16 protein-coding genes are annotated in these 22,871 nt (G+C 71.8%); 8 read left to right on the top strand and 8 right to left on the bottom strand.

Annotation, left to right across the window (positions count from 1 at the left end; all coding sequences use genetic code 11):
• Nucleotides 1–2: 2 nt before the first annotated feature.
• Both AB0O67_RS09585 and AB0O67_RS09580 read left to right on the top strand, forming a co-directional pair.
• Nucleotides 3–1,181, top strand: coding sequence for a VWA domain-containing protein (locus tag AB0O67_RS09585; protein WP_365447966.1), 1,179 nt, complete (start codon nt 3–5; stop codon nt 1,179–1,181).
• A gap of 93 nt (nt 1,182–1,274) precedes the next feature.
• Nucleotides 1,275–1,970, top strand: coding sequence for an SRPBCC family protein (locus AB0O67_RS09580; RefSeq protein ID WP_365447964.1), 696 nt, complete (start codon nt 1,275–1,277; stop codon nt 1,968–1,970).
• On the opposite strand, the gene AB0O67_RS09575 is transcribed toward AB0O67_RS09580, so the two are convergent.
• The 3 genes from AB0O67_RS09575 to AB0O67_RS09565 form a co-directional block, all read right to left on the bottom strand.
• Nucleotides 1,960–2,550, bottom strand: coding sequence for a flavodoxin family protein (locus tag AB0O67_RS09575; protein ID WP_365447962.1), 591 nt, complete (start codon nt 2,548–2,550; stop codon nt 1,960–1,962). The genes AB0O67_RS09580 and AB0O67_RS09575 overlap by 11 nt on opposite strands.
• A 159-nt stretch (nt 2,551–2,709) precedes the next feature.
• Nucleotides 2,710–3,486: a GNAT family N-acetyltransferase gene (locus AB0O67_RS09570; protein ID WP_365447960.1), complete on the bottom strand. Its 777-nt coding sequence runs from the start codon at nt 3,484–3,486 to the stop codon at nt 2,710–2,712.
• Between the two features lie 251 nt (nt 3,487–3,737).
• Entirely contained in the window at nt 3,738–7,478 is a 3,741-nt protein-coding gene (locus AB0O67_RS09565; RefSeq protein ID WP_365447958.1) for a S8 family serine peptidase, read from the bottom strand.
• 440 nt (nt 7,479–7,918) lie between these two features.
• On the opposite strand from AB0O67_RS09565, the gene AB0O67_RS09560 reads away from it, so the two are divergent.
• From AB0O67_RS09560 to AB0O67_RS09545, 4 genes are all read left to right on the top strand, one after another.
• The gene (locus tag AB0O67_RS09560) at nt 7,919–8,971 is read left to right on the top strand and encodes an LLM class flavin-dependent oxidoreductase (protein ID WP_365447956.1); all 1,053 of its coding nucleotides are present in this window, start codon (nt 7,919–7,921) and stop codon (nt 8,969–8,971) included.
• The gene (locus AB0O67_RS09555; RefSeq protein ID WP_365447954.1) at nt 8,964–9,995 is read left to right on the top strand and encodes an LLM class flavin-dependent oxidoreductase; all 1,032 of its coding nucleotides are present in this window, start codon (nt 8,964–8,966) and stop codon (nt 9,993–9,995) included. The genes AB0O67_RS09560 and AB0O67_RS09555 overlap by 8 nt, the downstream gene beginning before the upstream one ends.
• Nucleotides 9,996–10,021: 26 nt before the next feature.
• Nucleotides 10,022–10,750 (top strand): NAD(P)-binding domain-containing protein, encoded by a 729-nt coding sequence (locus AB0O67_RS09550; RefSeq protein WP_365447952.1) that lies wholly within the window; start codon nt 10,022–10,024, stop codon nt 10,748–10,750.
• Nucleotides 10,751–10,905: 155 nt separating this feature from the next.
• The gene (locus tag AB0O67_RS09545; protein ID WP_365447950.1) at nt 10,906–14,280 is read left to right on the top strand and encodes a pyruvate carboxylase; all 3,375 of its coding nucleotides are present in this window, start codon (nt 10,906–10,908) and stop codon (nt 14,278–14,280) included.
• A gap of 120 nt (nt 14,281–14,400) precedes the next feature.
• On the opposite strand, the gene AB0O67_RS09540 is transcribed toward AB0O67_RS09545, so the two are convergent.
• Complete coding sequence (locus AB0O67_RS09540) at nt 14,401–14,835, bottom strand: hypothetical protein (protein WP_365447986.1); 435 nt, start codon at nt 14,833–14,835, stop codon at nt 14,401–14,403.
• Nucleotides 14,836–15,061: 226 nt separating this feature from the next.
• On the opposite strand from AB0O67_RS09540, the gene AB0O67_RS09535 reads away from it, so the two are divergent.
• On the top strand, nt 15,062–15,739 hold the full coding sequence (locus AB0O67_RS09535) for an NAD(P)-binding domain-containing protein (RefSeq protein WP_365447948.1): 678 nt from the start codon (nt 15,062–15,064) through the stop codon (nt 15,737–15,739).
• 82 nt (nt 15,740–15,821) lie between these two features.
• Here the strand turns inward: AB0O67_RS09535 and AB0O67_RS09530 are convergent, their stop codons facing one another.
• The 4 genes from AB0O67_RS09530 to AB0O67_RS09515 all read right to left on the bottom strand — a co-directional run bounded on the left by AB0O67_RS09530 (nt 15,822) and on the right by AB0O67_RS09515 (nt 20,118).
• Complete coding sequence (locus AB0O67_RS09530; RefSeq protein ID WP_365447946.1) at nt 15,822–15,917, bottom strand: hypothetical protein; 96 nt, start codon at nt 15,915–15,917, stop codon at nt 15,822–15,824.
• Complete coding sequence (locus tag AB0O67_RS09525) at nt 15,914–16,330, bottom strand: alkaline phosphatase (protein WP_365447944.1); 417 nt, start codon at nt 16,328–16,330, stop codon at nt 15,914–15,916. Before AB0O67_RS09525 ends, AB0O67_RS09530 begins: the two co-directional genes overlap by 4 nt.
• A 104-nt stretch (nt 16,331–16,434) precedes the next feature.
• Nucleotides 16,435–17,994: a mucoidy inhibitor MuiA family protein gene (locus tag AB0O67_RS09520; RefSeq protein ID WP_365447942.1), complete on the bottom strand. Its 1,560-nt coding sequence runs from the start codon at nt 17,992–17,994 to the stop codon at nt 16,435–16,437.
• A 6-nt stretch (nt 17,995–18,000) separates the two neighbouring features.
• On the bottom strand, nt 18,001–20,118 hold the full coding sequence (locus AB0O67_RS09515; RefSeq protein WP_365447940.1) for a DUF4139 domain-containing protein: 2,118 nt from the start codon (nt 20,116–20,118) through the stop codon (nt 18,001–18,003).
• 253 nt (nt 20,119–20,371) lie between these two features.
• On the opposite strand from AB0O67_RS09515, the gene AB0O67_RS09510 reads away from it, so the two are divergent.
• Nucleotides 20,372–22,867 carry a Pls/PosA family non-ribosomal peptide synthetase gene (locus AB0O67_RS09510; RefSeq protein WP_365447938.1) on the top strand — a complete coding sequence of 832 codons (2,496 nt, stop codon included), beginning with the start codon at nt 20,372–20,374 and terminating at the stop codon, nt 22,865–22,867.
• Nucleotides 22,868–22,871 lie beyond the last annotated feature (4 nt).

Here is a 22,871-nt window from a genome sequence, read left to right as displayed (position 1 = left end):
CGATGAGCGCGGAGACGGGTGGCGCGGGGACATCGTCGCCCGGGGCGGATGCCGTACTGCTGGGTTTCGTACGGGCGCTGAGGGCGGCCGGGCTCGATGCCGGTACCGAAAGGCTGTACGCGTTCCTGCGTGCCGTGGACGTGCTGCGGCCCGGGATGAGGGCGGACGTGTACTGGGCGGGCCGGGCGACGCTGTGCGGCGGGCACGACGACCTGGAGCGGTACGACCGTGTCTTCGCCGCGTACTTCGACGCACGCGCCGCCTACGGCCGCCGCTCGGCACGAACCGCCCTCCCGCCCCGGCCGCGACTCGCCGCGCGGCAGACGACCACCGCACCGCGCAGCACGCGGGACGACAAGCCCTCCGGCCCGCCCACGGCGACGCTCGCCAGCTCCGCCGAGGTGCTGCGGCGTCGCGACATCGCCGAACTGAACGCGGCCGAACGCGCCCAGCTGCGGCGCCTGCTCGCCGCTCTCGCGCTGCACGGGCAGACGCGGCGCTCGGCCCGGCGGCGGCCCGAACGGCGCGGCGACATCGACCCGCGCCGCACGGTACGGCAGTGGCTGCGACGCGGCGGTGAACCGGCCCTGCTGCAACGGAACGCACGCGTGGAGCGGCCCCGCCGAGTCGTGCTGCTCGTCGATGTGAGCGGCTCGATGGCGCCGTACGCCGATGCCCTGCTGCGGTTCGCCCACGCGGCGGTGCGCGGTGGCCGTACCGAGGTGTTCACCATCGGTACCCGCCTGACGCGGACGACCCGCGAACTGTCGCACCGCGACCCGGACCTGGCGATGGGGTCCCTTGCCGAGGCCGTGCCGGACTGGCGCGGCGGCACCCGGCTGGGCGAGATGCTGCGCGAGTTCCTCAACCGCTGGGGGCAGCGGGGCATGGCGCGCGGAGCGGTCGTCGTACTCCTGTCGGACGGCTGGGAGCGCGGTGATCCGGAACTGCTCGGTGCGCAGATGCGCCGCCTGCACGCGCTGGCCCATCAGGTGGTCTGGGCGAACCCGCGCAAGGCCCGCCCCGGTTACGCCCCCCTGGCGGCCGGGATGGCCGCGGCCCTGCCCAGCGTCGACGCCTTCGTCGAGGGACACAGCCTCGCGGCACTGCAACACCTCGCGGCGGTGGTCCGCGGTGCGTCGGACGGCACGGCAGCCGCGAAGGGAGCGCAGCATGCGTAAGCGCCTCACGCAGACCGAGTTCGTCCTCATCCCGGCCGGACCGTCCCGACCGCGCCCATCCACCCCGCCGCCCTCCGAGCCGAGGAGCAAGTCATGGAACTGCAGCACGAGTTCACCGTCCCCGTCCCGGTCGACGAGGCCTGGCGGGCGCTCCTCGACATCGAACGAGTGGCGCCGTGTCTGCCCGGCGCGACGGTGGAGGAGTACGACGGCACGACCGTGACCGGCTCGGTGAAGGTCAAGGTCGGCCCCATCACCGTGACGTACCGCGGCACCGCCGTCTTCGAGGAGCAGGATGAGCCGACGCACCGGATGGTGCTCGTCGCGAGCGGCAGGGAGACCCGCGGCCAGGGCACGGCCAGGGCGACACTCACCGGCGTACTGAGCGCACGCGACGACGGCACGGCCGTGTCGGTGCGGACCGATCTGACGGTGACGGGGCGCCCTGCGCAGTTCGGCCGCGGGGTGCTGGCGGAGGTGGGCGACCGGCTGGTCGGACAGTTCGCGGCGTGCCTGGCCGACCGGCTGGCCGAACCTGCCCCGGCCGCAGGGCGGGAACAGGCCCGGCCGGACGAGGCGGCACCACTCGTCCAGCCCGAGCCCGAGCCGCTCGACCTGTTGCGCACGGCCGGGCTACCCGTGGCCAAACGAGCGGCCGCCGCGGCGGCGGTACTCGCTGCCCTCGCGCTGATCGCCACGCGGCTCCGGCGCCGCGGGCCAGGAAGGCGCCGCCGCCCACGCCGGTGCCGCCGGAGCGCCCGGTGCCGCCGGGATTCGTTCAGGCGCTGACGGCGGCGCGTCCGGCGGCGTAGATGCGGGCCTGTTCGGCGATGCGGCGGCCGAGGTGCTCGGCGGTGGCTATGTCCGCCTTGTGGACTTCCTCGGGGCCGTGGTCGGTGTGGGTCTGGGCGCCCGCGCCCAGGTAGAAGCCAAGGCGGTTCAGATCGTCCTCGGAGGCGGTGGTGCTGTTCCAGCCGGGGTGCAGGCCGAGGTTGACCCAGGTCATGCCGTGCTGGGCGGCCAGGATGCTGAAGTACTGGAGGGTGTGCAGCTTGTCGCCGCTCTTGGCGCCGGAGTTGCTGAAGCCGGCGGCAAGCTTGTCCTTCCACGAGTGGACGGCCCAGCGCTTGGATGTGGTCTCGGCGAACTGGTGGAAGGCACCGGAAGCCGTGCCCATGTAGGTCGGCGAACCGAAGACGATCGCGTCCGACGCGTCGAGCAGCTCCCACTGCTCGTCGGTGATCTCGTCGACCTTGATCACATGGGCTACGGCTCCGGCCTCCACGGCGCCTTGGCGCACGGCCTCGGCGAGGACGGTGGTGTGGCCGTAGCCGGAGTGGTAGGCGATCGCGACGATAGGGGTGCTCATGAACGTCTTCTCCTGGCAATGGGGTTGACCGGCTCCGAACGGGAGCCCGGAGGTCGACGGTCACCAGGCCTGGTGGCCTGGAGTCGACCCGTACCCAGTAGGACCGGACAGCCTCCGTATCCGTGACACGGAGAGTCCGGTATCCGCACTGGCGTCGGCTCAGGCGGGGAAGGTGAAGAGGCGGTACTCGGACACCGTGGTGAAGCCGAAGCGCCGGTACAGCAGCTCGCCCGCGGGGCTCGCCACCAGCGCCGCGGACCGCATCCCGCGTTCCCGTCCCACCCGGAGCGCCGCGGCGGTCAGCGCCGCGCCGATGCCGCGCCGGCGACACGCCTCGGTCACGTGCACGAGGAAGATCCCCGCCGTCTGGTGCGCCGCGATCACCACCGTGGACCCGACCACCCGGCCGTCGAGCACCGCTGCCAGCCGGACGATGTCCGCGTTGTCCCCGCGTCGGGACTCGATGCGCACCATGTCGGCCTCCAGGCCGGGCGCGATGCCCATCGACGTCCGGTACGCCCGGACGAGATCCGCCAGCCGGTCCCCGTCCTGGACAGTCTCGACCCGCAGGCCGGCGGGTGCCTCGCTCAGGCCGGCCTCGCCCGCGCCGGCCGGCCGGTCGAGGGGCCGCACCATCACCGGAAGGGCGGCGAACTCCTGGCCTCCGCACCGTGTCAGAGCGTCGGCCGTGTCCTCGGGGCTGTCGGGCCCCACCCACCACCACCAGGGCAGGCCCGCCAGGCCGGCCCGTACGGTCGCCACCGCCGGCCCGACCGCGGCCGAGGACCGCACGCGCACCACGCCGTTGAACTGTGGGGTGGCCAGCCCGCTGCGGAACGACTCGGCGCCCGTTCCGTCCCGCATCTCGCCGTCCCGTCCCATGAGGTCCCATCCCATGAGGTACTGACGGAAATTGGCGAACACCGGCGCCGTCACGCCGGAATCCCGAGCGGCCGGCCCGACCCGCGTCCGTTCCTCGTCGGGTGTACCCGTCCCCGTTGCTGTCTCCGGCATGACACGGCCTTCCGCACGTCGTGAGCTTGCCCGCTCGCCGGCCGGGCCTGGCGAGTGTAGTGCCACGTGACGACCGGGTACTTCAACGCCCTCGACGTCGCGCCGGCACCCGGAGAAGGGCGCTTGTGCCCGGGTCGTCGCCGGGGACAAGCGCCCTTCCTCCCTCTCGTGGGCTACTTCAGGCCGAAGGCGCGGATCAGGGTCTGGCCGACACTGTTGCCCTCCGAGTCCCGGGCGGTCGTCCGCAGGCTCGCGAAGCGGGCCCGCGACGGAGCGTCGAGCCGCGCCTTCCAGCCGTCGCCCGACTCCCGCAGCGTCGTCCCGTGCCAGGTGGCGCCGTCGTCGTACGACACCTCCAGGGTCACGGTGCGGATCACCCCCGCGCCGGCCGCGCCCTTCAGGTGCGAGGCGGTGACCGCCAGGCCGGCCCGGCGGTCCGCCCTGCCCGACAGGTCGGTGGCCACGGCGTAGTCGAGCTGCACCAGAGGAAGCGGGGTGAGGACCGTGTGGTCCGTCGTGGCCGAGGTGAAGCCCCACTCGGTGCGGGTGCGCGTCGAGTACGGACGGTCCGGCAGGTTCCGCTTGCCCTCCACCACGATCCGGTAGGGCCGCGGGTCGGGTGACAGTTCCTCCGCGGTGACGATCCGCTCGTTGAAGTCCTCGCCGAGCAGCTGGTCGCCCTGGTGGAGCGACACCTTGGACGTGTCGCCCTCGACCCACGCGACGCCCGCGTGAGCGCCGGAGTCACCCCAGGCCGGCAGGACGGACGTGCTGATGATGTCGCCGACCCGGTAGGGGGCCTGCCAGCTGATGCCGTCGTCGAGCACCCGTGGGCGCTGGATGGGGGAGAACCACGTCTCGCTCGTGGTGCTGCGCGGCGTGTAGGTGCGTGTCACGCCCCGTTCGCCGAGGTCGCGCATGGCGGCGGAGGAGATCCAGCGGGCGCCGTCGCCCGCCGATACCCATGAGGTGAGGGTGCCCTGGGCCGCGACCCGTGTCGGCTGGACGAGGGTGGGCCGGTCGAAGACGAGAGAGACGTCTTCGCGGTAGGCGACGGCCTGACCCTGCGTGGTGTTGCGGAACGACTCGTCGACGCGGGCCAGGTCGCCGGGTCCGGGCCGGTAGGACGGGTCCTTCGGGACCGCCCCGTCGTGGTGTCGGATCAGGTCGTACACGTAGCGCGGGTGCGGGTGCGAGACGACCTTCAGGGTCGCCGTGCCGGGCTCGCGGAGCCGGCTCAGCAGCCGGGCGCTGTCGTCGGTGCCGAGCGAGGCCACCGGCAACGGGGCCGCGTCGGGCAGGTCGGCCCAGGGGTCGAGCTTTCCGTATCCGTCGTTGAGGATCAGCAGCTGACGGGCGCCGGCCCTCGCCGCCGCGGCGGCCTGGTCCGGGGCGGACACGGTGTCGCTGCGGCGGACGACCGCCACCTGGCCACGCACCTTCACCTCGCGGAAGTCGGCGGCCGAGCCGTCGCCCGCCCACACCGCCCGGTACGTGCCCGTGCCCTCCGGCAGTTGCGGGGAGAGGCTCTGGACGGTGACGTCGGCGTAGGTCCGGGAGCCGGAGGAGAACGTCAGCGGCGGCTCGATCTGACGCCAGCGGGTGGCGAAGACGTACGAGCCCTTCGTCACCTTCGGCGTCGGGGTCACCCAGAGGCTGTCGTAGCGCCAGTACTCGGGCATGTAGCTGTCCAGGAACGGGAACAGACCGGTGTTGGTGCGGTACTGGTCCACCCGCATGAACTGGTTTGCGGTCGGCTGCGGTGTGACGGCGGCCGCCTTGCGCAGGCTCGCGGCGTCGAAGCGGACGGCACGATCGGCGTCGAGGTCGATCTGCGGGGCCGAGAACATGGCGAAGCCCAGCGTGTGCGTGCCGTCGATCCCCGGCACGTCGGCGTTCATCCACGCCGAGTAGGTGCCCGGGGACAGGCGCAGGTCCATGCGGCCCGAGGCGTCGATCGCATACGCCTTGGGGGCGGTGTTGCGCTCCACGTCCTTCAGGACGAGGGTGCCGGGCAAGGCCTTGCCTTGCCGGTCCTTCGCCGTGACCGTCAGCGTGACCCGCCGCCCCTCCTTGTTCACTCCGACCGGCGTGCGGGTCAGGGCCGTGCCGTCGGCGCCGGAGGCGACGAGCAGGGCGGCGTAGGCGGCATTGTCCTCGGCCGCGTCGAGGTGGGTGATGACGCCGACGGAGGCCGTGCCGTGCGCGGGGACGGTCAGCCGGGTGTCGGTCAGGGAGAACAGACCCTCGGGTCGCTGACCCGGGCTCAGGGACAGGTCCACCGTGACCGGTTCGGCGCCGGAGTTGGTGTAGGTGACGTCCTTGCGGACCGTCTGACCCGGGGTGTACGGGTAGCGGGCCTGCGCGTAGGCGTCCCCGGAGGCGACCAGCGTGCCCTTCACCGCGGCGGCGACATCGACACGTCCGCTGCCGGCCTCGAAGGGACTGAAGCGCTGAGTGCTCGCGGTGGTGCTGACGAGGGCGTCCTTGAGCTGCTGCCCGGTCCAGTCCGGGTGCTTCGCTGCCAGAAGGGCCGCGGCGCCCGCCACGTGAGGCGTCGCCATGGAGGTGCCGCTCATCGTCTGGTACGCGCCCTCGCCCTCCGGCGCGTACCGCGAGCGCGCCGCCAGCACGTCCACACCGGGGCCGGTCAGTTCGGGTTTGACCGCGTTGTCGCCGACGCGCGGGCCGCGGCTGGAGAACGACGCCAACTGGTCCACGCCCTTGCCAGGACCATGGACCGCACCCACCGTCAACGCGGCGTCGGCGGCACCGGGGGCGCTCACGGTGTAGGGCGCCGGGCCGGAGTTGCCCGCCGCGACGACGAACAGCGCCCCGGTCTCCTCGCTGAGCCGGTTCACCGCCTCGCTGAGCGGATCGGTGCCGTCGGTGGCCCCGCCGCCCAGGCTCATGCTGACGACCTTGGCGTTCTGGTCGCGGGCGGCCCATTCCATGCCGGCCAGGATCCACGAGTCCTGGCCGCTGCCGAAGTCGTCGAGGACCTTGCCGATGTGCAGGGACGCGCCCGGGGCGACACCCTTCTCGGTGCCGCCGGAGGCGGCGCCGGTCCCGGCGACGGTGGACGCGACATGCGTGCCGTGACCGTGCCGGTCGGTGACGTCCTCGCCGGGCACGAAGCTCTCCGTCGCCGCTATGCGGTCGGCGAGGTCCGGGTGCGAGGCGTCGATCCCGGTGTCCAGGACGGCGACGTCCACGCCCTGCCCGGTGTGCCCGCCGTCCCAGACCTCCGGGGCGCCGATCTGCGTCGTGGTGTCGGACAGGGTGGCCTCGACCTTGCCGTCCAGCCACACCTTGGCGATGCCGCCGGCCAGCCGTCCGCCGGACGCCGTTCTCGCGGCGGTACCCGTCAGTGAGGCCCAGAAGTCGGCCGCTCGCGCATGCTCGGCGGAGATCGCGGCACCCTGGATGCTGCTGAGGTTCAGCGTCTTGCGTGCGCCCTCCGGGGTCTTCGCGCTGCGGGAGCGGGCGGCGGCGTCGGTGTACGTGACGATGAGCGGCAACCGGTCGCTGCGCGCGTCGTCGTAGCCGTCCTTGAGCAGTTCGGTGACATTGAAGAGCTGCTCGTCCAATGCATCCGACGCGATGTACGGAACCGCGGCGTCCGGATACACGTAGGTGTCGGAGCCCACCGACATCACATGGGCGCCACTGCTCCTGCCGTGCGGGTCCGTCACCGACCTGACGGACTGGGCGTCGCCTTCCCCGGCCACGGTGACCTTGTCACCGGTGACGAGTGTGACGGTACGTACGGCCGCGGGGGCGACGCCGGTGGCGACGGGGGAGGGGGACGAGGAGATCGGTGACGGGTCGGCCGACGCGGCTGGACCCGTGGTCGTCAGCACCGCCAGGGCGGCGACGGCGGCTGTCAGCCCGCGTCTGCGGGGCGGAGACATGCGCAAGGGAACCTCGTGGGCTAGGGGGAACGGGATGTGGTCGCAGTCAGCCACCCGTGCGCATCCGTGTAAAGGCAGCCCCCCGGCACTTCTGCGCCATGTCGCCAAGTGGCCACGCGCAAAGGGCGCATGATCGGCAAGCGAGACACACGGAACGGTGTGAGTGCTCGCCACCTCGTCACACACGTGTGTGACGTCGACAGGAGGTCCGACGAGCCGGTCGCGGTGGCGGGCCGCGCCCCGCGTTCTAGGGGCTGCGCCCGTTTCCGCCAGGTTGCGGCGCTGCGCGGACCGGGCCCACGAGGCGGGCGGCCGCACGTATGAGCCCTGCACCCCCCTCTTGTTTGACGAGGCAAGCATTTTGCGTCAGTGTTTGCTGCGTCAAGCAATAGACTGCGTCGCACGAGACGGGACGTCCCGGGAGCCACTAGGAGGAGTCCATGACAGCCACAGCTTTCGAACTGGGGCTGAACTCGTTCGGAGAGGTCGCCACGGACGGCGATGGCCGCCCGCTGAGCGACGCCGAGACCGTTCGCCTGCTGATCGAGGAGGCCAAGCTCGCGGAATCGGTGGGGATCGACGTGTTCAGCGTCGGCGAGCACTACCGCGCGGGCCACAACGACAGCGCCACGCCCGTCCTGCTCGCCGCGATCGCCACCGCGACGGAACGCATCCGGCTCGGCACCTCGGTGACCGTCCTGAGCACCAACGACCCCGTGCGGCTCTACCACGAGTTCTCCACGCTGGACGCCGCCTCGAACGGCCGCGCCCAGCTCGTGCTGGGGCGGGCATCGGCCACCGAGTCGTTCCCGCTGTTCGGCCACGACCTCGCCGACTACGAGGAACTGTTCGAGGAGAAGCTCGACCTGTTCATGCGCCTTCAGCGGGAGGAGACGGTGACATGGTCGGGGAAGTTCCGGCCGCCGCTCGTCGAGCAGCGACTGCGTCCCCGCATGCCGCCCGGTGGGATCCCCACCTGGATCGGCGTGGGCGGCAGCCCGAACTCCGTGGTCCGCGCGGGCCGCTACGGCCTCCCCCTCATGCTGGCCGTCATCGGTGGCCGCCCCCAGCGCTTCGCCGGCCACGTGGAGCTCCACCACCGCACGCTCGAGCAGTTCGGGCACACCAGGCAACCCGTAGCCCAGCACTCCCTGGGGCTCGTCGCCGACACCGACGAGGAGGCGATCGAGACCTGGTGGCGGTACTGGCAGCCGGTCGTCGCCGCCCTCGCGGAGGAGCGCGGCTTCTACAGGCCGACCCGTGAGCGGTACCTGGCGGAAGTCGGCAAGGGCGCGCTGTTCGTCGGCTCCCCCGAGACCGTCGCACGCAAGATCGCCACGATGGCCCGCGATCTGCGTCTCAGCCGTTTCGACCTCAAGTACGACGTCATGAACCTCCCCCGCGAAGCCCGCGCCCGCACGATCGAGCTGCTGGGCAGCGAAGTCGCCCCGCGGGTGCGGCAGCTGCTCACCAAGGAACCCAGCCATGTCTGATCTCGTCTTCGGTCTGGACACGTTCGGCGATGTGCCGGTGGACGACTCAGGGATCCCGGTGTCCGACGCGCGGGCCATCCGGCAGGTCCTCGACGAGGCCGTTCTCGCGGAGGAGACCGGCGTCGACGTCCTCGCGCTCGGTGAACACCACCGGCCGGAGTTCGCGATCTCCTCTCCGGAAACCGTGCTCGCCGGCATCGCCACACGCACCAGCCGCATCCGGCTCTCCTCCGGTGTGACCGTGCTGAGTTCGGACGATCCGGTCCGCGTGTTCCAGCGGTTCTCGACGCTGGACGCGCTCTCGAACGGCCGGGCCGAGGTCATCCTCGGGCGCGGCTCCTTCACCGAGTCGTTCCCCCTCTTCGGATACGACCTGAGCGACTACGACGTGCTCTTCGAGGAGAAGATCGAGCTTTTCGCCAAGCTGCTGGAGGAGAAGCCCGTCACCTGGAGCGGCACCAAGCGGGCTCCACTCGAGAACGCGGACGTCTTTCCCAAGACCGAATCCGGGCGCCTGAACACCTGGGTCGGTGTCGGCGGCTCACCTCAGTCGGTTGTCCGCACCGCGCGTTACGGCTTCCCGCTCATGATCGCCATCATCGGCGGCAGCCCGGAGCGTTTCGCGCCCTACATCGACCTCTACCAGCGAGCCACCGAGAAGTTCGGCACCACGGCCCACCCGGTCGCCATGCACTCGCCCGGCTTCATCGCCGACACGGACGAAGAGGCCCGCGAGCTGCACTGGCCGCACTACAAGGTCATCCGTGACCGCATCGGCGCGCTGCGGGGCTGGCCGCCGATCCGCAAGGAGGAGTACGAGGCCGAGATCGAGCACGGTTCGCTCTACATCGGTTCGCCCGAGACCGTCGCCCGCAAGACGGCCCGTGCGATCAAGGCGCTCGGCGTCGGCCGTTTCGACCTCATCTACACCACCGGGGCCCAGTCGATCAGCGCCCGCCTGCGCACGGTCGAGTTGTTCGGCACCAAGGTGCTCCCGATGGTCCGCGACATCCTCGCGGGCTGACACCAAGCCCCAGGAACGGAGAACACATGGACGACACCACCACCGACGCCGCCGCCGTGCGCACGGTCGGCATCCTGGGCGCCGGGAAGGTCGGCACCGTGCTGGCACGTCTGGCCCTGGCAGCCGGCTACCGCGTGCTCATCGCCGGGTCAGGTGACCCGGCCGAGATCGAGCTCACCGTCGAAGTCCTCACCCCTGGCGCCGTCCCGGTCACCGCGGCGGCCGCGGCGCAGGCGGACGCCGTCGTCCTGGCGCTCCCCCTCGGCAAGTACCGCACCGTTCCGGCCGAGGCGCTGCGGGGCAAGCTCGTCATCGACGCCATGAACTACTGGTGGGAGGTCGACGGCATCCGCGACGACCTCACCGACCCGCTCACCTCGTCGAGCGAGATCGTGCAGGCGTATCTGTCCGGAGCCCGCGTGGTCAAGGCGTTCAACCACATGGGCTACCACGATCTCGAGGACGGCGCCCAGCCCGCGGGTACGCCGGGGCGCAAGGCGATCGCCGTCGCGGGCGACGATCCGTTGGACCTCGCCACCGTCGCGGACCTGGTGACCGCTCTCGGCTTCGACCCCGTCATGGCGGGTCCCCTCGCAGAAGGAGTACGGCTCGAACCGGGCACCGAGCCTTTCGGCGCCTACGTCGGCGCCGGGGAACTGCGCGCGATGCTCAGCCGCTTCCCGGAGTCGGAGCGCGGACGGGCGGTGATCAGCGCGCGGGCCGCCGCGTCGGCACCGGGCGACCGAGCGGCCTGACCCGCGAGTGCTGTGGAGGCCCGAACCCGTTCGAGCGCCCGGACAGCGGTCCGGCGATTCGGGCTGGACCCGTAAGTGGCCCGGTTCACATGGCGTGAGAGCGGTGTCGCCGACACGATGGGTGGGCCCCGTCCGGCAGGCTGAAGGGATCAAGGATGTTCCGCAAGGTGCTGGTTGCCAACCGTGGCGAGATCGCGATCCGTGCGTTCCGCGCGGGATACGAGCTGGGCGCGCGCACCGTCGCCGTCTTCCCGCACGAGGACCGCAACTCCCTGCACCGGCTCAAGGCCGACGAGGCGTACGAGATCGGACAGCCAGGGCATCCGGTGCGGGCCTACCTCTCCGTGGAGGAGATCGTCCGCGCGGCGCGCCGTGCGGGAGCGGACGCCGTGTACCCGGGCTACGGATTCCTGTCCGAGAACCCGGAGCTGGCCAGGGCGTGCGAGGAGGCGGGCGTCACGTTCGTCGGACCGAGCGCGGACATCCTGGAGCTGACCGGGAACAAGGCGCGCGCGGTGGCCGCCGCGCGGGAGGCCGGCGTACCGGTGCTGGGTTCCTCGGAGCCGTCCACCGACGTGGACGCACTCGTCCGCGCCGCCGAGGACGTCGGCTTCCCCGTGTTCGTCAAGGCGGTCGCGGGCGGCGGCGGGCGCGGTATGCGCCGCGTCGAGGAACCCGCGCAGCTGCGCGAGGCCATCGAGGCGGCCTCCCGCGAGGCCGCGTCCGCGTTCGGCGACTCCACGGTCTTCCTGGAGAAGGCCGTCGTCGAGCCCCGCCACATCGAGGTGCAGATCCTCGCCGACGGGCAGGGCAACGTCATTCACCTGTTCGAACGGGACTGCTCCGTACAGCGACGCCACCAGAAGGTGATCGAGCTGGCGCCCGCGCCGAACCTCGACCCGGAACTGCGCGACCGGATCTGTGCCGACGCCGTGCGCTTCGCCCGGCAGATCGGCTACCGCAACGCCGGCACCGTGGAGTTCCTGCTCGACCGTGACGGCAACCACGTCTTCATCGAGATGAACCCACGCATCCAGGTCGAGCACACGGTGACCGAGGAGGTCACGGACGTCGACCTGGTGCAGGCGCAGCTGCGCATCGCCGCCGGCGAGACCCTCGCCGACCTCGGCCTCGCCCAGGACACCGTCACCCTGCGCGGTGCCGCGCTCCAGTGCCGGATCACCACCGAGGACCCGGCCAACGGCTTCCGCCCGGACACCGGACAGATCAGCGCCTACCGCTCGCCGGGCGGCTCTGGCATCCGTCTCGACGGTGGTACCACCCATGCCGGTACGGAGATCAGCGCGCACTTCGACTCGATGCTGGTGAAACTCACCTGCCGAGGGCGGGACTTCAGCACCGCGGTGGGACGGGCCCGGCGCGCCGTGGCCGAGTTCCGCATCCGCGGCGTGGCCACCAACATCCCCTTCCTGCAGGCCGTGCTCGACGACCCCGACTTCCAGGCCGGCCGGGTCACCACGTCGTTCATCGAGCAGCGCCCGCATCTGCTCACCGCCCGGCACTCCGCCGACCGTGGCACGAAGCTGCTGACCTACCTCGCCGACGTCACGGTCAACAAGCCGCACGGCGAACGGCCCGATCTGATCGACCCGTTGACCAAACTGCCCGCGCTCCCGCCCGGGGAGCCGCCGGCCGGGTCCCGGCAGCGGCTCGCCGAACTCGGCCCCGAGGGCTTCGCCGGCTGGCTGCGCGCGTCACCGACCATCGGCGTCACCGACACCACGTTCCGCGACGCCCATCAGTCGCTGCTCGCCACCCGGGTACGCACCAAGGACCTGCTCGCCGTCGCCCCGGTGGTGGCACGCACGATGCCCCAGCTGCTGTCCCTGGAATGCTGGGGCGGCGCGACCTACGACGTCGCCCTGCGCTTCCTCGCCGAGGATCCGTGGGAGCGCCTGGCGGCCCTGCGGGAGGCCGCGCCGAACATCTGCCTCCAGATGCTGCTGCGCGGCCGCAACACGGTGGGCTACACGCCGTATCCCACCGAGGTGACCGACGCGTTCGTGCAGGAGGCGGCCGCCACCGGCATCGACATCTTCCGCATCTTCGACGCCCTCAACGACGTCGACCAGATGCGGCCCGCCATCGACGCCGTACGGGAGACCGGGACCGCCGTCGCGGAGGTGGCCCTGTGCTACACCTCCGACCTGTCCGACCCCGCCGAGCGGCTCTACACCCTGGACTACTACCTGCGCCTGGCCGAGCAGATCGTGAACGCGGGTGCCCACGTGCTGGCCGTCAAGGACATGGCCGGTCTGCTGCGGGCGCCGGCCGCGGCGAAACTCGTGTCCGCCCTGCGCCGCGAGTTCGACCTGCCGGTCCACCTGCACACCCACGACACCGCGGGCGGCCAGCTCGCCACCTACCTCGCCGCCGTCCAGGCCGGCGCCGACGCGGTGGACGGGGCGGTGGCGTCGATGGCCGGTACGACCTCGCAGCCGTCGCTGTCCGCGATCGTGGCCGCGACGGACCACTCCGAGCGGCCGACGGGCCTGGACCTCCAGGCCGTCAGCGACCTGGAGCCGTACTGGGAGAGCGTCCGCAAGGTCTACGCCCCCTTCGAGGCGGGTCTGGCCTCGCCGACCGGCCGCGTCTACCACCACGAGATTCCCGGCGGGCAGCTCTCCAACCTGCGCACCCAGGCTGTCGCGCTGGGCCTGGGCGACCGCTTCGAGGACATCGAGGCGATGTACGCCGCCGCCGACCGGATGCTCGGCCGCCTGGTCAAGGTCACACCTTCGTCGAAGGTGGTCGGTGACCTCGCGCTCCACCTGGTGGGTGCCGGTGTGGCCCCGGACGACTTCGAGGCGGAGCCCGACAGGTTCGACATCCCCGACTCCGTCATCGGCTTCCTGCGCGGTGAGCTGGGCACTCCGCCCGGGGGCTGGCCCGAGCCCTTCCGCACCAGGGCCCTGCGGGGCCGTGCCGAGGCCAAGCCGGTGGGGGAGCTGAGCGCCGACGACCGCGACGGACTGGCGAAGGACCGGCGGGCGACCCTCAACCGGCTGCTGTTCCCGGGACCGACCCGGGAGTTCGAGGCGCACCGCGACTCCTACGGTGACACCAGCGTGCTGGACAGCAAGGCCTTCTTCTACGGGCTGCGCCCGGGCAAGGAGTACGCCGTCGACCTGGAGCGGGGTGTGCGGCTGCTGATCGAGTTGCAGGCCATCGGTGACGCGGACGAGCGGGGGATGCGCACCGTGATGTCGTCCCTGAACGGCCAGCTGCGGCCGATCCAGGTGCGCGACAGGGCGGCCGCCTCGGACGTCCCCGCCACCGAGAAGGCCGACCGGGCAGCCCCCGGTCACGTCGCGGCTCCGTTCGCCGGCGTGGTGACCCTCACCGTCGCCGAAGGAGACGAGGTGGAGTCCGGGGCAACGGTGGCCACCATCGAGGCGATGAAGATGGAAGCGGCGATCACCGCCGCGAAGTCCGGACGGGTGGCGCGACTGGCCATCAATCGCATCCAGCAGGTCGAGGGCGGCGATCTGCTCGTCGAACTCGCCTGAGCCGACAGCCGACAGCGGGTGCGCCGTCACCGCATGCCATCCCGCCCCGCGCAGCAATCCACCTGCGCGGGGCGGACGGGGGGCGGTGCGTGGGCCACTCCATCCTCCCGCCTACCCAGGTCACCCGCCGTTCCGTGACCCTTCTCCACCACTGCGAGGCCGCGCCCGACCATCTGCCGTCGGTCGGGTGCGCTGCCGCTCGTGGCGGAGCGCGGCGCCCGTGGCCACCGCGCCGATCCCCTCCCACACGGCCACGCCGAGGAAGCCGGCCGGGGCGCGGCCACCGATCACCGCGAGCGTGAAGACCGTGCAGGTCAGCAAGCGGAAGGGCACGGTCCAGCGGAAGAACGGCTTCCAGTCGGAGAGCGCGGCCAGGACGTAGTACACGCCCATGTTGAGCGCTGCCATGGAGGAGGCGGTCACGAAGACCAGGGTGTGATCTGCCTGCGCTCGGGAGCCCGCCACGGGCGTGAACCCCATGATCTTCAGGAGGGAATCCGGGGCGATGAGCCCCACTGCACCCATGACGGCGGCGAGGACACCGAACACGGCCATGGTCCAGCCGGACGGGGAGCGGGGCAGGAATCGCACGAAGTCCTCCGGAGAACAGGGGAGTTGAGTCTCGGACACCACCTGCATACCGTGCGCTCCGGTGCGCGGACAGTCCAGGGTGTGCGGGGGAGGGGAGGCCGTGACTCATCTGGCCCACCCGCCGGAATAGCCGCATCCACTCCGGCGTTGCGCGCGAGAGTACGAGCGGTCGAACCCGGAAGGTCCTGTCATGAGAATCGGCATCATCGGCGCCGGCAACATCGGCGGCAACCTCACCCGAAGCCTCACCGCCCTCGGTCACGACGTCTTCGTGGCCAACTCACGCGGCCCCCACACCCTGGGGGTATTGGCCGAGGAGACCGGTGCCACCCCTGTCCCGGCGGAGGAGGCGGCCCGCGGCGCCGAGATCGTCGTCGTCACGGTCCCGATGAAGGCCGTCCCGGCTCTCGCGCCCGGCATCCTCGACGGGGCCGCCGAAGGCGTCGCGGTCATCGACACCGGCAACTACTACCCCAAGCAGCGCGACGGCCGGATCGCCGCGATCGAGGACGAGGGCCTGACCGAGAGCCGCTGGACCGAACGCCGGATCGGGCACCCCGTGATCAAGGCCTTCAACGGCACCTTCGCCCAGGACATCCTGGAGCGCGCCCTCCCCGCGGGCGCTCCCGACCGTATGGCGCTGCCGGTGGCCGGCGACGACGAGGCGGCCAAGCGCAAGGTGATGGCCCTGATCGACGAGATCGGCTTCGACACGGTCGACGCCGGCGGGCTCGATGATTCCTGGCGCCAGCAGCCCGGCACTCCCGTCTACGGCCTGCGCGCCGGCGTCGCGGAGGTCACGAAGGCCCTGGCGGCCGCCGCACCGGGGCGCACGCCGGAGTTCCGTGCCGAACAGGGCGCCGAGTAGACGCGGACGCGGATCCTGACCGTGTGGACCGGTCAGGATCCGCCCAACTGCACGGTGGGTGCGCAGCCCTGCTGACCTTTGCTCAGCGGCGGGTCAGTGCCTCGCGGAGCACGTCGTACACGTACGTGTTGGCGTGCTTGCCGGTGAAGCGGTCGGACAGAGGTCCGGCCGCGGTCACGGGAACGTCCACACCGGTGTGGCCGGAGGTGCTCCAGTCGTTCGCCAACGAGGAGCGGTCCTCGGCGGGCTGGTCCTTGAGGCGCCGGGGCTGCCCGCGGGCAGCCACCAGTCCTCGCCGCCGCCCAGGATGACGTCGGGCTTGCTGACCTCGATGTACTGACGGGCGATCTCGTCCTGCGCCGAACGGTTGGCGGTGTTCGCTAAGAACGCCGCCGGCGACGCGTCGGTCACCTGCGCGGTGGTGACCAGTCCGGTGGCCTTGCCGGCGGCCTTGGCCTGCCGGCCGAGGGCGGCCAGCGGGTTGCCGTCCACATCGACGCTGATCGCGCCGTTGTAGGTCTTCTCACCCGTGGCCCAGGCGGACGCCGCGGCGGCCGAGTCGGTGACGACGGCCTTCGGGTCGTCCGGCAAGAACGGATGGCCGGTGCACGAAGGGTCCTTCAGGGAGAGGTAAAGACCACCGCCCAACTTGTCCGGACAGGATGAGCGAGGAGTGGCAACGGATCACTCGACGGTCACAGGCCGCTCACGTTGGCGTTCGCCGTGACGTCGTAGACCAGGGTGACGGTGCGCCGGCCTCCCGGAGGCAGCGGGACGTTCCAGCGGACGATGCCGTCCGCGTCGACCTCGTCGGGTGCGGGGGAGCAGGCCTTGTCACGCAGGTTCACCTCCACCGCCGAGGTCTCCGGGACGGGGATGCGCTCGCGGACGACCACCACGTGTTCGTCGTGTTCGGCGGGTGCCGAGAAGCGGGAGAGGTGGAGCCGGACGGTGCGGGTGAGGACGGTCCGCTGGGCGAGGCCCGCCGTGTCGCGGGTCTCCTCGGTCTCCCGCAGGACCCGGTGGTCGTCACGGCTGCCGAAGGCGAGCTCGACGGGGGCGCCGGGGGCGGTGAAGTCCAGAGTGCCGCGACCGCTGAACCCGCTGCCGCTGACGAGGTCCACGGGCCCGGCGAGCAGTGCGTGTCCGGAGCGGTTGTCGAACCGCACGATCTGAGCGACCAGTGGGGACAGCTCGGGCGAGCAGGCGTACTGGCTGCTCGCGGTGGTCGTGAAGGACGAGAACGGCACGCGGTGGGCCCGTCCGTCCGACGGTACGGAGACCGGGGCGCCGCACTGCAGGACGCGGACCTCGCCGCCGTCGTCGACCCCGGGCAGTCCCTGCACGGGGGAGGGACCGAGATCCGTGATCTCTTCCTCGCGCAGCTCGACGTGGACGGTGCGGCGCTCGGCGGGGGAGCGGTCCTGGAGTGTCAGCCTGTCCTCTTCGAGCCGGGGAGGCTGCGTGGCCCGCGCGGAGCGGGCCGTCGACAGGGTCAGGCGTACGTTCGACCAGTCCTCGCCGGTGCGCTGCCAGACCACTGCGTCCGTGTCCAGCGTGAGCGAGTCACCGTCGCGTACGGCACGGTAGGCGGGCCGCCACAGGGCGCAGGGGACGAGGTGGGTCAGACGGAGCCCGGCCGGGCCGGCACCGTCCGCCCGGACGGTCAGTTCGACGTGGCCGACCAGCTCCGCGGGTTCCGTCTCGGCGAGCCGCAGGGCTCGCTGGGTGTCGGAGAGTTCGGCGGCCAGCTCGGTCAGCCGGGCGTTCACCGCGCGTAGCTGCTCGCCGTGGGTGTCGCGTTCGCCGTCGACTCGGTCCAGTTCGCGGTTCCAGCGGGCCTGCTCGGCTTCTCCGCGGCCGGCGCCCTCGCCGATCTCGCGCAGCAGATCGGTGGCGAGCCGGCCGAGGAGGTCGACGCGGGCGTGCAGGCGCTCGCGTCGCTGTTCCAGCGCACGCTGTTCCCCTTCGATCGCGCTCACGCGGTGACGCAGGACGGAGTCGTCGGCTGCGGGGCCCGGCCCCCGCGGTGTCCATGCGCGTACGACCCTCGCGTCGAGCACGGCCGCCGGGTGATCGGCGGCAAGCTCGGCGTGCAGGCTGCGGTCGACGGCCAGGGCGCTGACCGGCCCGAGACGCAGCCGCTGGGTGCCGGCTTCCAGGTCGAGCAGGACGGTGCGCTCGACGTGTGCCCGGTCCTCCATGCAGGTGACGGCGGTGACGGGGACGGGGATCGGTTCGGGGTTCATGGACATCAGGGGTCAGCTCCTGCGGTTGCCGCCGGTCAGGGCCTTGCCGGCCGGGATGCGGATGACGTAACCGCCGTCGAGGGCGGCGGTGGCGCGGGCCGGCAGCTCGATCCGCCACAGGCGGGTGCCCGGCGTGTGCCGCTCGGCCGCCGCGCCGCCCTCCGCCGGTGCCGTCCAGTCGGCCTTCTCCTCGATCCGCACGTCCGCGTCGGAGGTGACCGGTACCCGTTCGCGCACTTCCACGGTGACGCCGACCGTGAGCCGGTTGGCCAGCTCGACGTGGACGTGATGGTCGAGCACGGTCACGTTGTTGCGCAGGCCCGAGGTCGACTCGTGCAGGCTCGCTCGGCGAGTGACCTTGATGGCCTCCTCGGGGCCGAGGCCCACCCGGCACACACCGCCGGGAGCGAGGGTGGGCAGTGAGGTGGTCACCAGGAAGTCCCCGTCCGCCGCGACCTCCAGCGGTCCGGCCAGCAGTGCCTGATCGGTGTCGTTGGCGAGCACCAGGGTCGCGTGGACGGCCTCCTCCACCGACGGGACGCACAGGTACTCGGTACGCAGACCGACCCGCACCTCGCCGACGGTGACGGTGTGCCACGTGCCGTCCGAGGGGATGTCCGCGCGGGCGGCGGCGTCGTAGCGGTGGTCGAAGGAACCGGCCGACTCGCGGGGGCGTGCGGCGTTCGCCGGCAGGGGCAGAGCGGAGGTCCTCTCGGCGCGTCGGCGGTGCTCGGAGGTCACCGGGTCGAAGGCCGCGTCCGGGAACAGCCGTCCCCGGCGCTCCTCCTGCGCGTCGGGTCCGCACAGGACCAGTGCCGCGTAGTCGAGGTCGGTACCGCTGGGCCGCGGAGGCCCTGCCGGGGGAGCCACGGGTGCGGGGGGTGCGAGCTGAGGGGCGGGCGACGGTGGCGGCGCCGCCCGGCCGGGGGCTGCCGGGGCGGTGCCCGGGGCTGGGGAGGGCCGGGCGCCGGTGCGGGGAGCGTTTTCCCGCCCGAACGCCAAAGGCCCGCCGCCGACCGCCGGGCTGCCGAGTACCGCGGGTGCGGGACCTGCCGTGGCGCCGCCGGGGGTCGGCAGGGCGGTGGAAGGCGCGCCGTAGCCCGCCGTGGGCGGGGGCGGGGGCGGGGGCGGAAGGGGACCCGACGCAGCGCCGGTACCGACCGTCCCGGCGCCCACGGCGGTCTCCGCGCCCACGGCGGCGATCGGTCGCGGTCCTGCGGCGTCGTACCCGGTGAAGAGGTCGCCCAGCCCTCGCGGGGGCTCGCGCCAGCCCGAAGGCGCGGGGACGGGCTGGCTGCGTCCGATGCGGAGCGAGCGGAGCCGGGGCGCGTCGGCGCGGCGTCGCAGGTCGGCCGTGGCCAGCGAGACGCGCACGCCGCTCCAGTCCTCGCCGGTGCGCTGGGCGACTGCCGCACGCAGCAGCAGCCGTCCGTCGCCGTCACGCTGACCGTGGGTGAGGCGATAGGCCGGTACCCAGACGGCGCCGGGCACCCCGTACTCCACCTCCACCTCGACGTCCGTGTCACTGGCGCCGGTGAAGGTCACCACCGCGCACAATGCGGTCTCCACATGCGCCGCGGGCGCGTCGGTGGAGGCGCGGGAGAGCTTGTCCGTGGCGACGTCCAGATCGTGCTCGACGCCTTTCAGCTCCTCCTCCAGCTCGCGCAGGCGGGAGTGCAGCGTGGTCAACCGGTCGTCGACGAAGTCGGCGAGTTCCAGCCAGGCGTCGACGGGAGTGCGGCGATGCGGGTCGTCCTCCGTGCGGGGCGGCGGCACCGGGCGCAGCGCCGCCACCTCCTCGATCACCCCCTGCTGTCTGCTCCGGCGGGCGTGGAGGGCCTGCCGGACGTCGCGCAGCCGCTCGACCTCATGCCGTAGCTCGCCGATCGGGCGGGAGCCGGGCGCTTCCGCCTCGACCTCCACCCTGGCCTCGGTGACACGCACCCCGGTGGTGCCTACGACGCGCGCCCGCAGGGAGCCCGGGTCCATGGAACGGGGCAGGCCGGTCACCCGCACCCGCCCGTCCACCGGCACGCAGCCGCGGGCGAGCCGGCGGCAGAGGGCGCCCTGCGCGTAGACCACCACGGAGTCGAGTGTCGACGCCCACCTCGGAACGGTCCGAACCCCCATGTGTCTCCCCCACACGCCGTACGAGTGCCGAGGGAACTCTATGCCGGACGCCGGGCCGCCGGTCACCGTCGGCCCGAAGAAGCACCCACGCTTCGGTCGCCGTCACCTGCTTCCGCGCCTGCGCGCGACGTCACTGAGCGGGACCTGACGCACACCGTGCGAGAACCTGGCCGGCTCCTTCATACCTCGCGCCCTCGGCAACGAATACGTGGCAGAACAGGACGGTCGGCCGCCGCCAGCCGAAGGAGTGCGTATGACGGGACAGCACCTCGGGGCCTTGGACATCGCCGCCGTCCCCGGTACGGAAGTGACGCTCGCCCGGCTGCTCGCGGATGTCGCGCAGCTCGACGAGGTGCCTCTGGACAGCCACTTCTTCAACGACCTGGGAGCCGACTCCCTGGTCATGGCCCATTTCTGCGCGCGTGTCAGGAAGCGGTCCGACCTGCCGTCGGTGTCGATGCGCGACGTCTACCGGCATCCGACCATCAACGCCCTGGCGACGGCGATGGCGGACGGGACACGTCAGGAGGCGGTCCCGAACACGCCGCCGGTCACCACGTCCGGTACACGGCCACCCGCGGAAGCGACGGGCCGTCCCCACTACGTGCTGTGCGGCGTGCTGCAACTGCTGAGCTATCTCGGCTACGCGGGCCTCCTGGCCGTGGTCACCACATGGGGCTACGACTGGATCTCGAGCGGGCACGGCCTGTTGCAGGCCTATCTGCGGTCCGTCGTGTTCGGTGCCGCGTTGCTGGTGCTCATGTGCGCCGTGCCCGTGATCGCGAAGTGGCTGCTGATCGGCCGGTGGAAACCACAGCGGATACGTGTCTGGAGCCTGCCCTACTTCCGCTTCTGGCTGGTCAAGACGCTGGTCCGGTCGAGTCCGATCGTGCTGTTCGCCGGGTCGCCGCTTTACCCGTTCTACCTGAGGGCGCTGGGTGCCCGCATCGGACGAGGGGTCACCATCCTGTCGCGGAGCATGCCCGTCTGCACCGACCTGCTGACGATCGGTGACAGCGCGCTGATTCGCAAGGACTCGCTGATCAGCGGCTACCGCGCCCACGACGGTGTGATCGAGACAGGTCCGGTCACCCTGGGCCGCGAGGCGGTCGTCAGTGAGGCGACGGTGCTGGACATCGGCACCCGGCTCGGCGACGCGGCCCAGCTGGGCCACGCCTCCTCGCTGCACACCGGGCAGGAGGTTCCGGACGGCGCCCACTGGCACGGTTCGCCCGGCCAGCCCACGGACGCCGACTTCCAGCCGGTCGAGGCCATGCGCTGCGGCACCCTGCGGCGCGCGGTCCACGGTGCTCTGCTGCTGCTGACCGCGATGCTGGCGTACGTGCCGCTGGTGGTGGGCTGCCTGGACGTGCTCCTCTCCCGCCTCATCGAGGGAAACCGGGCCCTGGTGCAGGCGGAGACGTCCCTGGCCCGCTGGGGCTTCTACAGCGACGTGCTGATGGTGACGGCCGTGGTCTTCGCCTGCGCCGTGCCCGCGAGCCTCGTCGTCCTGGGCACCGTCCCGCGGCTGCTCGCCCGGTTCGTCGTTCCGGGTCGGACGTATCCGCTGTACGGCTTCCACCACGCCGTACAGCGGATGATCCTCCTGATGACCAACAACAGGTCCCTCACGCGCCTGTTCGGCGACAGCACGTACATCGTGCACTACCTGCGCTGGATCGGGTACGACCTCTCCCGGGTGGAGCAGACGGGGTCGAACTTCGGTACCCGGGTCAAGCACGAGAGCCCGTTCCTGAGCGTGGTCGGCACGGGCACCATGGTCGCCGACGGCCTCTCCATGATGAACGCCGACTACTCCAGCACGTCCTTCCGTATGTCGCGGACCGCGATCGGAGCGCACAACTTCCTCGGGAACCGCATCTTCTACCCGGCGCGCGGCAGAACCGGTGACAACTGTCTGCTGGCGACCAAGGTGATGGTCCCCGTCGACGGCCCGGTCCGGCACGACGTGGGGCTCCTCGGGTCACCCAGCTTCGAGATCCCGCGGTCGGTGCTGCGGGACAGCACCTTCGACGAGTTGACGGAGGGCGACGGCCTGCGCCGCGGACTGGCGGCCAAGAACCGGCACAACCTCGTCACGATGGCGTGCTATCTGTTCGCGGGATGGCTGTACTTCTTCTGCGTCACCCTGCTCTTCGCGTCCGCCGCGAGCCTGTATCCGCAGTGGGGCGCGGCGGCCATCGCGCTGGCCAACGCCCTCGTCCTGCCTTTCACCGTCCTGTACTTCATCCTGGTCGAGCGGGCCGTGACGGCACTGCACCCTCCGGGGCCGTTGTTCTGCTCGATCTACGACCGCCGCTTCTGGCGGCGTGAGCGGTACTGGAAGGTTCCCGCGGAGACATATGTGCAGGCCCTCAACGGCACGCCGTTCAAGGGCCTCGCGTGGCGCATGCTCGGAGTCGGCGTCGGCGCCAGATTGTTCGACGACGGCCTCAGCGTGACCGAACGCGGGATGGTCACGATCGGCGACAACTGCACGTTCAACGCCGGAAGCGTCGTGCAGTGCCACTCCCAGGAGGACGCCGCCTTCAAGTCGGACCGCAGCGAGATCGGCTCCGGCTGCACCCTCGGCGTAGGAGCGTTCATGCACTACGGCGTGCGGCTCGGTGACGGCGCCGTGCTCGCGGCGGACTCCTTCCTGATGAAGGGCGAGGTGGTCCCCGAGCAGGCCCACTGGGCGGGCAACCCGGCGCGCCCCGCACCCCTCGACGGCGGAGGTGAAGGGTGATGGC

Source organism: Streptomyces sp. NPDC086077, from assembly GCF_040686175.1.
Classification (GTDB): domain Bacteria; phylum Actinomycetota; class Actinomycetes; order Streptomycetales; family Streptomycetaceae; genus Streptomyces.
The sequence above is the reverse complement of the archived record's forward strand: the minus strand, read 5'-3'. Positions and strand labels throughout refer to the sequence as shown.